Annotated in this window: 12 protein-coding genes; 5 read left to right on the top strand and 7 right to left on the bottom strand. The window is 45.4% G+C overall.

Annotated elements, in window-relative coordinates:
- The gene (locus LQZ07_RS03610) at positions 1-234 is read right to left on the bottom strand and encodes a hypothetical protein (protein ID WP_152783392.1); all 234 of its coding nucleotides are present in this window, start codon (positions 232-234) and stop codon (positions 1-3) included.
- Positions 235-301: 67 nt separating this feature from the next.
- Complete coding sequence (bioH, locus tag LQZ07_RS03605; RefSeq protein ID WP_016403470.1) at positions 302-1,075, bottom strand: pimeloyl-ACP methyl ester esterase BioH; 774 nt, start codon at positions 1,073-1,075, stop codon at positions 302-304.
- Positions 1,076-1,107: 32 nt separating this feature from the next.
- Between bioH and LQZ07_RS03600 the strand changes: the two genes are divergently transcribed.
- Both LQZ07_RS03600 and nfuA read left to right on the top strand, forming a co-directional pair.
- Positions 1,108-1,824, top strand: coding sequence for a ComF family protein (locus LQZ07_RS03600; RefSeq protein ID WP_152783390.1), 717 nt, complete (start codon positions 1,108-1,110; stop codon positions 1,822-1,824).
- Between the two features lie 78 nt (positions 1,825-1,902).
- Positions 1,903-2,481, top strand: a complete 579-nt coding sequence (gene nfuA / locus LQZ07_RS03595; protein ID WP_016403468.1) for a Fe-S biogenesis protein NfuA — start codon at positions 1,903-1,905, stop codon at positions 2,479-2,481.
- Between the two features lie 74 nt (positions 2,482-2,555).
- Here nfuA and gpsA read toward each other — a convergent pair whose 3' ends face one another.
- The 3 genes from gpsA to LQZ07_RS03580 all read right to left on the bottom strand — a co-directional run bounded on the left by gpsA (position 2,556) and on the right by LQZ07_RS03580 (position 4,537).
- Positions 2,556-3,563 carry an NAD(P)H-dependent glycerol-3-phosphate dehydrogenase gene (gpsA, locus tag LQZ07_RS03590; RefSeq protein WP_152783388.1) on the bottom strand — a complete coding sequence of 336 codons (1,008 nt, stop codon included), beginning with the start codon at positions 3,561-3,563 and terminating at the stop codon, positions 2,556-2,558.
- Positions 3,563-4,039: a protein-export chaperone SecB gene (gene secB, locus LQZ07_RS03585; protein WP_016403466.1), complete on the bottom strand. Its 477-nt coding sequence runs from the start codon at positions 4,037-4,039 to the stop codon at positions 3,563-3,565. Before secB ends, gpsA begins: the two co-directional genes overlap by 1 nt.
- A gap of 69 nt (positions 4,040-4,108) precedes the next feature.
- The gene (locus LQZ07_RS03580; RefSeq protein WP_016403465.1) at positions 4,109-4,537 is read right to left on the bottom strand and encodes a rhodanese-like domain-containing protein; all 429 of its coding nucleotides are present in this window, start codon (positions 4,535-4,537) and stop codon (positions 4,109-4,111) included.
- A 252-nt stretch (positions 4,538-4,789) separates the two neighbouring features.
- Between LQZ07_RS03580 and gpmM the strand changes: the two genes are divergently transcribed.
- From gpmM to LQZ07_RS03565, 3 genes are read left to right on the top strand one after another with little or no spacing between them, the layout of a single operon-like run.
- Positions 4,790-6,322 carry a 2,3-bisphosphoglycerate-independent phosphoglycerate mutase gene (gene gpmM / locus LQZ07_RS03575; RefSeq protein WP_152783386.1) on the top strand — a complete coding sequence of 511 codons (1,533 nt, stop codon included), beginning with the start codon at positions 4,790-4,792 and terminating at the stop codon, positions 6,320-6,322.
- Between the two features lie 7 nt (positions 6,323-6,329).
- Positions 6,330-7,517, top strand: coding sequence for a murein hydrolase activator EnvC (locus LQZ07_RS03570; RefSeq protein ID WP_152783384.1), 1,188 nt, complete (start codon positions 6,330-6,332; stop codon positions 7,515-7,517).
- Complete coding sequence (locus LQZ07_RS03565; protein WP_152783382.1) at positions 7,505-8,293, top strand: divergent polysaccharide deacetylase family protein; 789 nt, start codon at positions 7,505-7,507, stop codon at positions 8,291-8,293. The genes LQZ07_RS03570 and LQZ07_RS03565 overlap by 13 nt, the downstream gene beginning before the upstream one ends.
- Before the next feature lie 50 nt (positions 8,294-8,343).
- Here LQZ07_RS03565 and LQZ07_RS03560 read toward each other — a convergent pair whose 3' ends face one another.
- Complete coding sequence (locus tag LQZ07_RS03560) at positions 8,344-8,577, bottom strand: YkgJ family cysteine cluster protein (protein WP_152783380.1); 234 nt, start codon at positions 8,575-8,577, stop codon at positions 8,344-8,346.
- 115 nt (positions 8,578-8,692) lie between these two features.
- Positions 8,693-13,039, bottom strand: a complete 4,347-nt coding sequence (locus LQZ07_RS03555; protein WP_194164156.1) for a pilus assembly protein — start codon at positions 13,037-13,039, stop codon at positions 8,693-8,695.
- Positions 13,040-13,369 lie beyond the last annotated feature (330 nt).

Here is a 13,369-nt window from a genome sequence, read left to right as displayed (position 1 = left end):
CTAGGCCTCTACATCCAATAAAGTGCCTAACATTTTTGATTCGGTTTGCATCACCTTTGCGCCAGCTTTAGCATAAAGCTCAGCTTGGCTAAGGCTCACCATGGCATCAACCACTTCGTTTTGCTGTGGTTCACGTTTTGCCGCTACTTCAGCAAGGGTTTGAGCACTTTCACTAACCTGCTGATTTGCATTAGCAATAATTTGAAAACCGCTACTTGCCGCGCCAATTTGCATATGCCCTCCGCTTAGTTAGTTGCTGCCTCGATCATAGTTAGCCTTAATTCTAGCAAATTGCTCACTTTTACACCACTATACTGCGCGCAAAGCTGAGTACTTTTTCGGCAAATAGCTGCTTCTCAGAGATGAATGGCGCATGCGAAGAACTAGCAAACAGGTATTGAGTAGCCTCGGGATGAAGCTCGGCATGTTGCTGCATAGCGGCCTTTGGCACCAGCGCATCACTACGACCATATAGCTGTAACCAAGGCATTGAGATTTGCGCTAACTCATCACGTAAATCTTGGCTTTGCAATAGCGCTAAGCCCTGTTCTAAGGCGCTAAGTTGGGGTAGTGGTCGGCTTGCTAGTAGCTCTCGCAGCTGCTTGATATCTTGCTTAGCTTGATCGCTTCCCATGGCTTGAATGGCCAAAAATTGCTGTAAGGTTTTCTTAAAATCTTGCTGTAAACCACTGGCAAAACCATCGAGCACTTTTGCCTGAATGCCCGGCCACTCCGATTTAGCGATAAAGTGGGCCGAGCTGGCCACAGTAATTAGACCCGCAACCTGTTGCGGCTGGTGAATAGCTGCATACTTTGCCACTAAACCACCTAAAGACCAGCCTAACCAAATGGCCCGCTCCGGCACCTGAGCACTAATAGCTTGCACCATGCCGTCTAGGCTAAGCGGCTCAATGGCAGGAGAATGACCAAAACCGGGTAAGTCCACCAGATATACGCTGAAATGCTCGGCTAATAGCTCGGTAACAGGCTGCCATACAGCGCCGTTTAAACCCCAACCATGAATAAGAATGAGCGCAGGGCCTGAGCCATGACGTTCAAAATGCAATTTGCTCATCTACACTTAACTACTGATCAAAAAGGATGCTCATGTTAACTAGATTTCACGCGGCTTTAAACTCCCGCTTAGTTTTGTCTAAACACTGTGATTTTTGTTTTCAAAGTAAAAGGCTCAATCAGGTTTGTTGCGACAGCTGCAGCGCTCTGCTGTTAACGCCAAACCAACATCGTTGTGAGACGTGTTATTTACCCTTGGCTGAGCCAGGAATATGCGGCGAGTGCCAAGGCAACATTCCTTTTTACGATCAAGTAATCTGTTTAAGTGACTACCAATGGCCGATAGAGCCGGTGATTAAAGCCTACAAATATGCCAAACAGCAACACTTGGCAAAGCCCTTAGGCCAACTTATCTGGCAGCATATTCAACTCACTCAAGCAACGCTGCCAGATGTTTTTTGTCCGGTACCTTTGCATTGGTTTAAGCAATGGCAACGCGGTTTTAACCAAAGTGAGGTTTTATGTAAGCAATTGGCAAAACACGCAGCAAAGCCAATGCAAAAGCCGTTTACGCGCAAACATTATGGTTCAAGCCAGGCAGGGCTTACCCGCCGCCAGCGACAAAAAGCCTTGGCGGCCAGCTTTAGTTGCCAAGATACGTTTAGCTATAAACACTGGGTAATCATTGATGATGTTGTAACTACCGGCAGCACCGCTAACGTGCTAGCTAGACAGCTTAAAGATGCCGGCGCTGAACGAGTCGACATCTGGGCTATTGCACGCACCCCAAAACCTTCTCAACGAAGATAAGCACTCGCAACACTAGCAGCGCTGTTTAAAAAGCCGTACAATAAACCTTAGTATTTTAGTCAGGTATCGAGGAAGCAGATGGTATCGATCTCAGAAACAGCTCAACAGCATTTTGTTAAGTTGCTAGAACAACAGCCTGAAGGCACCCATATTCGTGTATTTGTGGTTAATCCTGGAACACCAAGCGCAGAGTGTGGCGTATCGTATTGCCCACCAGAGTCGGTTGAAGAAGATGATACCGCGCTACAATTCGACGGCTTTAAAGCCATGGTTGATACCGCTAGCGCGCCGTTTTTAGAAGAAGCCGAAATCGACTTTGTGACCGACAAAGTAGGTTCACAACTTACTCTTAAAGCACCAAATGCCAAGATGCGCAAAGTAGATGATGACGCTCCACTCATTGAGCGTGTTGAATACACCATTGAAACCCAAGTTAACCCTAACTTGGCTTCACACGGTGGTAAAGTTAGCGTAATGGAGCTAACCGAAGAAGGCGTGGTAGTGCTGCAGTTCGGCGGCGGTTGTAATGGTTGTAGCATGGTAGATGTTACGCTAAAAGAAGGCATCGAAAAGCAGTTGCTTGAAGCCTTCCCTGGTGAGCTAACCGGTGTTAAAGATGTTACCGAGCACCAAGCCGGTGAGCACTCTTACTATTAAGTCTTGCGAACTATAAATATAAAAAAGCCTATCATTTGGTAGGCTTTTTTGTTGCTAGCTTGTGGCGCTTGTCACTACTCTTCGCGCTGGTCGCGCGCAAGTAAATCAATAGCAGCTTGTTTAGCTTGCTTCCCTTTGTAGAGCACTTGATAAACTTGCTCCACTATTGGCATTTCAACTCCAACTCTTTCAGCTAACAAATAGACTTCTTTAGTATTGCGGTAACCTTCTACCACTTGGCCAATTTCGCGTTCGGCTTCCTCGAAGGATTTTCCGGCGCCTAGTGCCAAGCCAAAACGGCGATTACGGCTTTGATTATCAGTACAGGTAAGCACTAAATCACCCAAGCCAGCCATGCCTTTAAAGGTTTCAGGATCAGCACCTAAGGCCTTACCCAAACGCGCCATTTCGCGCAGACCACGGGTAATTAAGGCAGTACGTGCATTTGCACCAAAACCTAAACCGTCGGCTAAACCAGCGCCAATCGCAATCACGTTTTTAACTGCGCCCCCTAGCTGTACGCCAATAATATCGTTATTGGTGTACACCCTAAAGCTTCGCTCACAGTGCATAACCTTCGCCAAATAGCGCACAAACTCAGCATCTGAAGATGACGCAGAAATGGCGGTAGGTAAACCTGCTGCTAGTTCTTTAGCAAATGTAGGCCCAGAGATCACCGCTAGCGACACCTGTTCACCTAAGGCATCAACCGCAACCTCAGACAACAAATGTCCGGTATTCGCTTCTAAACCTTTGGTAGCCCAAGCTACTCGTGATTGTTCACTTAACATTGGTTTTATCTGACGCATTACATCAGCGAAAGCAAAGCTAGGCACTACCACTAGCAAGTTGTCACTTTGCGCAACTGCGGTGGCTAAATCAGCTTCTAGTTCTAGGCTTTCGGGGAAAGCAACTCCAGGCAAGAAGTCTTGGTTTTCACGTGCTGCATCAAGTGCAGCCACGTGCTCAGGCTCATGACCCCATAACACGGTACGTTGTCCATTTCGAGCAATCGCAATTGCCAACGCGGTACCGTATGAGCCTGCGCCCAATACGGTCATAGTAGCCTTTGAGTTAACCATTAAGCGTCAGCTTTAGCCGCTTGCTGTTGTTCTGCTTGCTGTTGTACATAGTTAGCAAACAAAGCATCAAAGTTAACTGGCGCTAAGTTAATTTGTGGGAAAGAACCACGGTTAACTAGGTTAGATACCGCTTCACGTGCGTAAGGGAAAAGAATGTTAGGGCAGTAAGCATTAATTGCGTGAGCAAGTTGAGGCTCTGGCATGTTACCTAGAGTGAAGATCCCACCTTGGTGAACTTCACATAAGAATGCAGTTTGCTCGCCCACTTTAGCAGTAACAGTAAGTGTTAATACTACTTCAAATACGTTGTCAGCTAGTTTGTTGCTAGTAGTGTCTAGGTCAACCTTAACTTCTGGTTTCCACTCTTGTTGAAAGATTTGTGGAGAGTTAGGCGTTTCAAAAGAAATATCTTTTGTGTAAATACGTTGAATTGCAAATTCTACTTGTGGTGCTTCAGTGGTTGCTGCTTCAGCCATGATAATTACCTTTAATACATTTATTTAAAATTGCTTAATCGCTAGAGCGCTAGCCATTAAAACTCGATCTTACTTCTTAGTGATCGGTAGGTTTGCTGATTTCCAATCGGTCATGCCGCCGCGTAAGTTATACACTTTCTCAAAACCGCCTTTAACCAGAGCGTTAGCCGCTGAGCCTGAACGCATCCCTGTTTCACATACAACGATAATGGGGTTGCCCTTTAAATTTTCAATAGGCTTAAAGTTATTAGCCTGTATTTGGGTTAAAGGAATGTGACGTGCGCCCGCAATATACCCTTTTTTGTACTCGTCGTTAGTACGAACATCCACCACTACTGCATCTTCTTTATTAATGAGCAATGTAGCTTCGTGATTGCCAACCGAGGTAACCTTCGACAGCATTGGTTGAATAAAAGTGTAGATAACGGCACCGAACAAACCTACCCAAGCGAATGAAATGATAGGGTTATTTCCGACAAATTCGACAACTTGCTGCATAGTATGACAATTCCAGTTAAGCAAATAGTTAGTGATATTGGGGCGAGAGTATACACCTGAGCGAGAAGAATAGCAGCTCTCAAGCGCGCCAAAGCTCGCAAATTGACCTAAGATTCATACACCAGAACAAATCTGAGCAAAAACAACTAATCTCGGTTGATTTGCGCTCAATCAGGTGACTCAGACAAAAAATGTAGTAATATTTCACTAATTCGTTTTTCACTTAAACATTTACCGATTGAGGAAATTGCAATGTCTGCAAGCAAAAAGCCTTTAGCACTAGTTATTATGGACGGCTGGGGCTACCGCCAAGACAGCGCCAATAACGCTGTAGCAAACGCCAACACTCCAGTATTAGACAACCTTTGGGAAACTGCTGCTAGCACCCTTATCTCGGGTTCAGGCCTAGATGTAGGTTTACCAGACGGACAAATGGGCAACTCAGAAGTTGGTCACACTAACATCGGTGCTGGTCGCGTTGTATACCAAGAACTTACCCGTGTTGGTAAGTCAATTACAGACGGTGACTTTTTCACTAACGAAGTATTAGTAGGTGCGGTAGATAAAGCCGTAGCTGCCGGTAAAGCCGTTCACATCATGGGTCTACTTTCTCCAGGCGGTGTTCACAGCCACGAAGATCACATGCTAGCTGCGATTGAATTAGCCGCTAAGCAAGGCGCAAAAGAAATTTACTTACACGCTTTCTTGGACGGACGTGACACTCCACCACGCAGCGCGCAAGGCTCAATTGAAAAGTTTGACGCAAAATTTGCAGAAATTGGTTCAGGTCGTATTGCTTCTTTAGTAGGCCGTTACTACGCAATGGACCGCGATAACCGTTGGGAACGCGTAGAAGAAGCTTATCAATTACTTACTGAAGGCAAAGCTGAATACAGCTACGCTAACGCTACTGAAGCGCTAGCAGCAGCTTACGCGCGTGATGAAAACGATGAGTTTGTTAAAGCCTCTGTAGTAGGCGAAAGCGCAGCCAGCATTAACGATGGCGATGCGGTATTGTTCATGAACTTCCGTGCTGACCGTGCCCGTGAAATTTCACGTTGTTTTGTTGAGCAAGACTTCACTGGATTTGAGCGCGCTAAGGTGCCTGCATGTGCCTTTGTTACCCTAACCCAATATGCAGCGGACATTAAAGCTCCTTGTGCTTATGGCCCTACAGACTTAGTGAACACACTCGGTGAGTGGCTAGAGAAGAACAACAAAACGCAACTACGTATTTCTGAGACAGAAAAATACGCCCACGTAACTTTCTTCTTCAATGGCGGTAAAGAAGACGCTTTTGTTGGTGAAGACCGCGAGCTTATCCCTTCTCCAAAAGTAGCCACTTACGACCTACAACCAGAAATGAACTCGGAAATGCTAACCGACAAGTTTGTAGCTGCAATCGAGAGTGGCAAGTACGACGTAATCATTTGTAACTACCCGAATGGCGATATGGTTGGCCACACTGGCGTATACGATGCCGCAGTTAAAGCCTGTGAAGCCGTAGATAAGAGCATTGGCCGTTTGGTTGAAGCACTTGATAAAGTTGGCGGCGAATGTTTAATCACAGCCGACCACGGTAACGCCGAGCAAATGGTTGACCCAGAAACGGGTGGCATCCACACAGCTCATACCAACCTGCCTGTACCTTTCATCTACTACGGTCGTGAAGCAAGCCCCGTTGAAGGCGGTCGTTTAAGTGATATTGCACCAACAATGCTAAGCTTGATGGGCATGGAAACTCCAGCAGAAATGACTGGCAAGGTATTGATGAATTTGAAATAATGGCTTGATGAAAGAGCCTATTTCAGCTTCGAAACAAGGCGCTAGCAAGCGCCTTATTCGCCTGTTTAACGCCAGCCTTATTGCTGGCGTTTTGCTATTGCTCTGCCCACCACTGCATGCCAACGAACAACAACAGTTGCTCGACGTTCAACAACAGCTTAAGCAACAACAACAGCAACTTAAAAAGCGCAAAAATGATATAAGCAAAGCGCAAGAACAGTTAAGACAATATGAGTTGGCGCTCGCGGACTCCAGCCAACAACTACGCAAACTTAACAATCAGCTTTCCCACTCAAAAATCGAACAACAAGATATTCAGCAACAAGAGCAGCAGCTAGAAGAAAAACTGGCTCAACAGCAACAAGCACTTAAAGCACAAATCAACAGCGCTTATCGCTTAGGTAATAGCGATTACATGAAAATGCTGCTGAACCAGCAAAATGCCGCAGATTTAGAGCGGATGTTAAGCTATTACCAATATTTGGCCAAAGCCCGCAGCAAGGCCTTAGAGCAAGTCAGCTTCCAGCAACTAGAGTTAAGCAAAGTTCAAAGCCAACTGGCCGAGGTGCAAAAGCACCTAGAAGGCTTGGTCGCTCAGCAAAAACAAAAGCTGGACCAGCTGCAGTCTCAACAAAATCAACGTAAGCAACAACTCGCTAAACTTAATAAGCTGCAAAATACTGAGCAAAGCCGTTTAGAGCAGCTACAAATTAATGAACAACACTTACAGCAAGTGATTAGTGACCAAATAGAACAGCAACAACAACTTGCCCTTAAACAAAACTTAGATAAAACGCCTCTCACTGGCCTCGCCAAAGCAAAAGGCAAACTGCCTTGGCCGCTCAAAGGCAGAGTTCTACACAGTTATAACAGTAAAAATCAGGGGCAAACACGCTGGCAAGGCATAGTGATTGACTCCCACCCTGGTACTAACGTAAAAGCAGTGGCCTCTGGCAATGTAGTATTTGCTGATTGGTTGCGAGGTTATGGCCTAGTCGTCGCCATCGACCATGGCGAGCAATACCTTAGCTTTTACGGCTATAACCAAAGCTTAAATGCAGAGATTGGTGAGCGAGTAAGTGCTGGTCAAACCGTGGCTTATGCCGGCAATACTGGCGGCCAAACGACCAACGCCCTGTTCTTCCAGATTCGCCATAAAGGGCAAACCCTAGACCCACGTAAATGGTTAAAATAATTCTACTTTGCCTAGGCATGCTGGCGACAAGCTCAGCCATGGCTGCGCAGTTAAGCATCATCATTGATGATGTCGGTAATAGTGCCCGCGACTTTGCACTATTAGACCTGCACCCCAATATTACCTTATCGGTACTTCCATCAAGCCCTTATGCCAAAGACATTGCCGAACAAGCTCAGCAGCAGCAACGCGAAATAATGTTGCACCTGCCGATGGAGGGCAGTGGCACCATTGCTTTAGGGCCATATGGCTTACCAGACAACTTAGAAGAAGCGGCCTTTAAGCAACGTGTAGAAGCAGCTATTAATGACTTTCCGGAAGCCACTGGCTTAAACAACCACATGGGTAGCCAACTCACCCAACTTCCCACAGAAATGCACTGGTTAATGCAAGTACTGGCTAAACAGCAGCTATTTTTTGTGGATAGCCGCACCCACCTAGCCAGCATTGCCCAGCAAACAGCCAGAGTGTACCAAGTACCCAATTTAAAGCGCCATGTGTTTCTTGACCACCAAGACACCCCCGTGGCCATTGAGCGCCAATGGCAAAAGGCCATAAGCCTTGCTCGAAAATATGGTCATGCAGTGCTAATCGCTCACCCCAGACCACACTCGGTGGATTTACTTAATCGGCTAAGTTTGCCGGAAGATGTGCAACTGGTTGGGGTTGCCCAGCGCCTAGCTTTATTGGCACCAGATCTCGAGAGTGAACCTAGCATTCGTTTAGTGGGTTCAGAAGAGCCCATTGTGCAGCCTGTGCACAACAAACAGCTCTAGGCAGTTGATTTAAAGCAAGCAGTACAAAGCCTTAATACCAAGCAATATTATTACGCGGTTTGCTTTTCTAAATAGATGAGATTGTCCATAGCTTGTTGCTGGGTAGTTCCACACAGCCACTCTGCAGCTTTAAAATCACTGCAAACCTTAGGTCGCTCAGCTTTACCAAAGATAGCGCATAAATTATCAGCATTTAAATGAACACATCGCTCACCCGCTACTTTATTTAATGAGCTAATTGATGGCGCAATGCAACAAGCACCGCAACCTAAACGACACTGCATAACAGGCTCTCCAAAAAAGGGCGGCTAGTGTAGCAAAACACGCCAACATAAATCGACGTTTATTTGAACAAAAAAGCAGCCCTAGAGGGCTGCTTTTATTACACTTTGCGGCTTACTAGTGTAATCGGCGTAAGCTTAATCGACCGGTTGGCGAGGTAAAGTCGTCAAAACAGAGCATGGTGCCGTTACTTAAAGTAATGCAGTTTTTCTGATTAATCGAGCCATCGTGAACTGAACCATCACTAGGTAAGTTGGGATCGACAATCACCCCTGGCGAAGAAGGAATGCCATCTTCTACCTTTTGATGGGAACTATCATTATTAATCGTATCGTTAGGATCGTTGGGATCGGTATTGCCATTAGTCCCCGTATTCCAAGTTCTTCCTGAATGCAGATTCAACTCCATATACCAGCCACTACCGCCAGAGGCACAAGTATCAGTATTGGGTAGCATAGTGGTAAAGCTAAGTTTATTGGCGAGCAGTAAACTGTTACTTACCTGCCGTTCACCGTAGTTATTGGTATTGTTATTCTGAGTATTCACAAAATCCAAATACCAGCCGCTATGAGTATTCCAATCAATTGGATTATCGCTTAACAAGCGATTGCTGGAGTCCTCTTCTATAATGGCTTGCCGCAATAAGTTGGCATCATAAACATCTTCTCCACTCACTCTAGAACGCTTAGAATTTACGGCTTCGCCGTTTAAACGATCCCAAATGACATAGATGCTTTGAGTATCTTGATCATCTGCATCGTTATCATCTACTTCGATATACTTACCCGTTCCAAATGCTACTAACACACCTTGATTCAAGCCCATAGGATGCGCGCCAACCGACGGCTTGGTAGTTACTGGCTGAGCCTGATATTGCATGCTAGAGCCAACTAAACGTTTGCTTGGGCTAGTTGCAGAAAATAACGGCGGCTTAGACCCAGCACTTTGCATGGTAGCTAAATCCCAGTTGCTAGCTCGAGTATCGGATACATCAAATGCCCACATGTTTCCGTAGAGATCACCCGCATAAATGCGATCGGCAACACCATTACCCGTTAAGTCGACCACGGCGGGAGAAGCCAATGCGTTTGGCCGGCCTTGTCCAGTTGGGTCCTCTGTGCTACCGACCCCAGTACTTAGGTCGGCAATTAAACTGCCGTCTTTTAGGTCGGCAATATATAGAGTTGCTTGGTCATCTGCAGCGTTATAGCCATTTGAAAAGATCACTCCAGTTGTACCATTTGCCAACTTAGCAATAGTGGGCTGCTCACGACTATAACCTAGGCCTTCAAAACCTTTGGTGGAACTATCAATTTCCCATTTAATGTTATTCTTAGTTGGCCAATTCATATTGGTAACATCTAATGCATATAAGCCCTTCACGCCAGTGCCCAAGGTTCCCACTACAGTGGTTTTATCCGATTCGTCGGTGTAGCCGGTAATGGCCCCATCGACAAAATACTTGTGAGTGTAAGTACTGCGGGTAAGGCTATTTAGATGTTGATAAACTTGGCTAGGTAGATAGGCCATTAGCTCTTTGCCGGTTTTAGCATCAACCACATGCACCATGCCATCGTTTGCTCCAAACACCAGCACTGGCTTATTCACTTTGTGGCCAGTAGCAAGATCTACATAATAGGGAATGGAGTTGATGACATCACCCAATGCAGTAGCGCGTTTTCGCATGGAAAACTGCAAGTCACTTTTCTCATAAGTGCGCTCACCTCGCAGGTAATTCACTACCGCCTGAAGATAATCTAACTTCAGAGAATCGGAGCCTGTTTGCCCTGCCAGCAAGGTGGAGATTTGCGATGAGCTAAAACCAGTAGCGGAAGGCTGTAAACTGTTTGGCGCTGTAAATTCAAAGACCTCCCCGGATTCATCGTTACGAGAGAAAATGGTACGCTGTTGATGAGGCATTGCATCGAGTTCTTTGGCTACACTCCAAGTCTCAGTAGAGCTAAATCCACCTCCACTGGCCGCTTTAAAGGCCTTTACATCGCCACTCCAATATTCCCCATCAAATGACGATTGATACAAAAACGAGCTACTGCTTAAAAAATTGTTATTAAACACCGGAGGGCTAGCCGACTGGCTGCCACTGGCGATTTTCTCTAAGGCTTTGCCAATTTGCGCGCCCAGTTGCCCAGCGTTAGTTACCGGGAAATAGTTATCTGGCTGACCACTTTCTTCTTCGTCCCATTCGCCGTCATCAGGTATGCCGTTGTTATTGGTATCGGTAAAACCGCCCCATTTTGCAGCATACCAAAGAGGCGAAGGCAATAAGGTCGCAGCCTCAGAGCTTGAGCTAGGAAAGAAATTCCGCTTACGAATTAGCGGCAAATCTGAGCTGTTATTGCTAGATTCTCGAGAGTTATTTGGAAAAGCCGAATCATTTTGTAAAGGAGTGTCTAAGTAATAAGTACGCTTATTTCCGCCACGATCTTTCACATCTAAATAGATACCATCTTTGTCAGTACCGGAAATAACGTAACCAGCATGTTGGTCAATACTGCCCGCGGCGTAAATTGAATCTAACGTTAATTGAACACCTAAGCGCTTACTACAAGTGGCCTCATTATCGTAGGCATTCTCACATAGCTCTCGCACCTCGTAGTGGTACTTCACGATCATGTCCATTTCATGATCGGCACCCTGTTCGACATCCTCAAAGTTAATCCTAAAGGTGCCTTTAATGGGAGAAAACTCTTCTACGTAGTAATCAACAATGGCATTTGTTGGCTGAAAATCACCCTTATTGGTACTAATACAACTACCACTAGCACAGCCGCCTACTGACTTAGCAAACGGAACAATGATGATGGTTTCTCCATCAACTTCAACTTCCACCTCGGGCAGTGGAGAAGAAACAGCTACCACTGTGGTTTGAATATTTTGCTTACCCGGCTTATTGGGGAAGATATCGGTTTTGTGACCATAATGCGCCACTGCAGCTACTGCATAACTGCCCTCTTTTGTTGGCTCTTGAGGAGAGAGGCCTCGAACCTCCGATAAAGTATTTACAGTTTTTGCAGTGGGTGCACTAGTGGTACCAGTAGTATCACTAACCGATTCACCAATGAAATAATCACCACCAATATTTTCGTATTTTGAAATATTATCTAACAAGTTTTTAAGGTGAAATCCGTCAAGTATCGACCCTTGATAAGAGCCTGCGTAACTTGGGTGAGCGTTAGGGATTTCATCAGAATCGTAAGACGGGCTAATATCGCTGATCACCAAATTATAGGGTGCTGCGCAATACTCTCGATTAGCAAAAGGATCGTCCCACTTAGCAAATGGCAAGCCTAGTTGACCATCGATAGTACCGCTGCCGCTTGAATATGAGCTACTAGCAAAACCTTCGCCGTGGAAATAACGTAAGCTTTCGTACAACATCTCACCAATAGGGTTACCCCATGAAGTACATTCGCCATTACGAATTGCGCGATCGGTAATCCAGCCACAGCCATACTCATAGCTGCCATATTTAAAACCGTAAATACGCAATTTATTGATTGTACTTACAATGCCGTTTACGCTGGTTTTAAACTGCCCGGTATTGCTGATTAACTCATCACCAAAATGGGATACAGCTTTACGCAAAACCCCACCTGATAAGTTTTTGTCGTAACTACCAGTAATAAGCCCAAACTCGATACTGCCGTCTTCGCCGTAGTCATGCAGCAATCCGGTGGGTTTATATTGCTTGTTGGGATACTCTTTACAGTTAGCCTCCAACTTGCCTTGTACACATACCTCAACCCTAATCTCATAAGACTCGCTATAGTTTCCAGCCAGCACTGGGCGCTCTGTAGTCGCCCACTCCCATATCTCACTATTTTGGTTTTTTTTGATTCTTAGCTCAGGGGCACCGCCATCAGACCAAGACGCAGTTCCAAAAAAGTGCTTACGATTGCTATTAGGCTGAGACAATGGGGTGTAGTTATCGATACGGTAACCATTCACCGCTTCCGAGGTATAACTTTTACCCCATGAGTGGGCATCCTGAGGAATAAATACTCGTTCCAATACCGTAGTACCTTCACTGTCTATCGCTCTATAGCCGCCATACAGTACGGTACGCAGAACATCCATGCGAGACATGGTGAGGTAATTGAGAAAATCGCCACTCCACTCCCCTGAACCGGTGCACGCCTTAGTATTCGCATTTGCCTCGACGCCAGGGGTAAAACGTTTTTGCGAAGAATTATAGGTGTAGCAGCGCTCACTATTGAAGTAACCCGCATATTCTACAACCAAGGGATTGTAGTTAATATCTAGGTCGTTATTGCCACTTAAGTCGGTAGCATCGTTATAAGCTTCATAGTAAAGAGTATGATCCCTTCCCATTACCAACATCACCATTGGTGAAGGTGAAGTAGCGACGTATAAGGGGCTATCAGCCAAATTTAACTGGGCAGCTTTAGTTGCTAATGAAACAACACTTAGCAGCAACCCCATAGTCAAATAAAGCCATATAAGACGGATTGATTTTTGCGCAAACATGCAGCAACGCACTGGTGTAAATAGTGTGGTGAGAGTACTCAAAGTTTTGCTTCCAACAACTTAGGCTGCTGTTACCTCAAACTGGTTTGAAGCGACAACTAACAACCATAGAAAACCTGCTGAAATTTTAATCTTTAAGCAATAGAAATTTAGTGAAGCACTAGACAGTTTAAATTAGTAATATATTTGAAAAACATATATTTAAATAAACTCTCAGCCAAAACATATCAAGGTTATATAGAGAATATAAAAATGACCCAAATAGCAAATATCTGATAAAAAAGG

Source organism: Agarivorans sp. B2Z047, from assembly GCF_023373605.1.
GTDB classification, from domain to species: Bacteria; Pseudomonadota; Gammaproteobacteria; order Enterobacterales; family Celerinatantimonadaceae; genus Agarivorans; species Agarivorans albus.
The sequence above is the reverse complement of the archived record's forward strand: the minus strand, read 5'-3'. Positions and strand labels throughout refer to the sequence as shown.

Coding starts and splice junctions, on each gene's coding strand:
- gpmM (WP_152783386.1), top strand. CDS start 4,790: ATGTCTGCAAGCAAAAAGCCTTTAGCACTAGTTATTATGGACGGCTGG.
- LQZ07_RS03570 (WP_152783384.1), top strand. CDS start 6,330: ATGAAAGAGCCTATTTCAGCTTCGAAACAAGGCGCTAGCAAGCGCCTT.
- LQZ07_RS03580 (WP_016403465.1), bottom strand. CDS start 4,537: ATGCAGCAAGTTGTCGAATTTGTCGGAAATAACCCTATCATTTCATTC.
- nfuA (WP_016403468.1), top strand. CDS start 1,903: ATGGTATCGATCTCAGAAACAGCTCAACAGCATTTTGTTAAGTTGCTA.
- gpsA (WP_152783388.1), bottom strand. CDS start 3,563: ATGGTTAACTCAAAGGCTACTATGACCGTATTGGGCGCAGGCTCATAC.
- bioH (WP_016403470.1), bottom strand. CDS start 1,075: ATGAGCAAATTGCATTTTGAACGTCATGGCTCAGGCCCTGCGCTCATT.
- LQZ07_RS03565 (WP_152783382.1), top strand. CDS start 7,505: ATGGTTAAAATAATTCTACTTTGCCTAGGCATGCTGGCGACAAGCTCA.
- secB (WP_016403466.1), bottom strand. CDS start 4,039: ATGGCTGAAGCAGCAACCACTGAAGCACCACAAGTAGAATTTGCAATT.
- LQZ07_RS03555 (WP_194164156.1), bottom strand. CDS start 13,039: ATGGGGTTGCTGCTAAGTGTTGTTTCATTAGCAACTAAAGCTGCCCAG.
- LQZ07_RS03600 (WP_152783390.1), top strand. CDS start 1,108: ATGTTAACTAGATTTCACGCGGCTTTAAACTCCCGCTTAGTTTTGTCT.
- LQZ07_RS03610 (WP_152783392.1), bottom strand. CDS start 234: ATGCAAATTGGCGCGGCAAGTAGCGGTTTTCAAATTATTGCTAATGCA.
- LQZ07_RS03560 (WP_152783380.1), bottom strand. CDS start 8,577: ATGCAGTGTCGTTTAGGTTGCGGTGCTTGTTGCATTGCGCCATCAATT.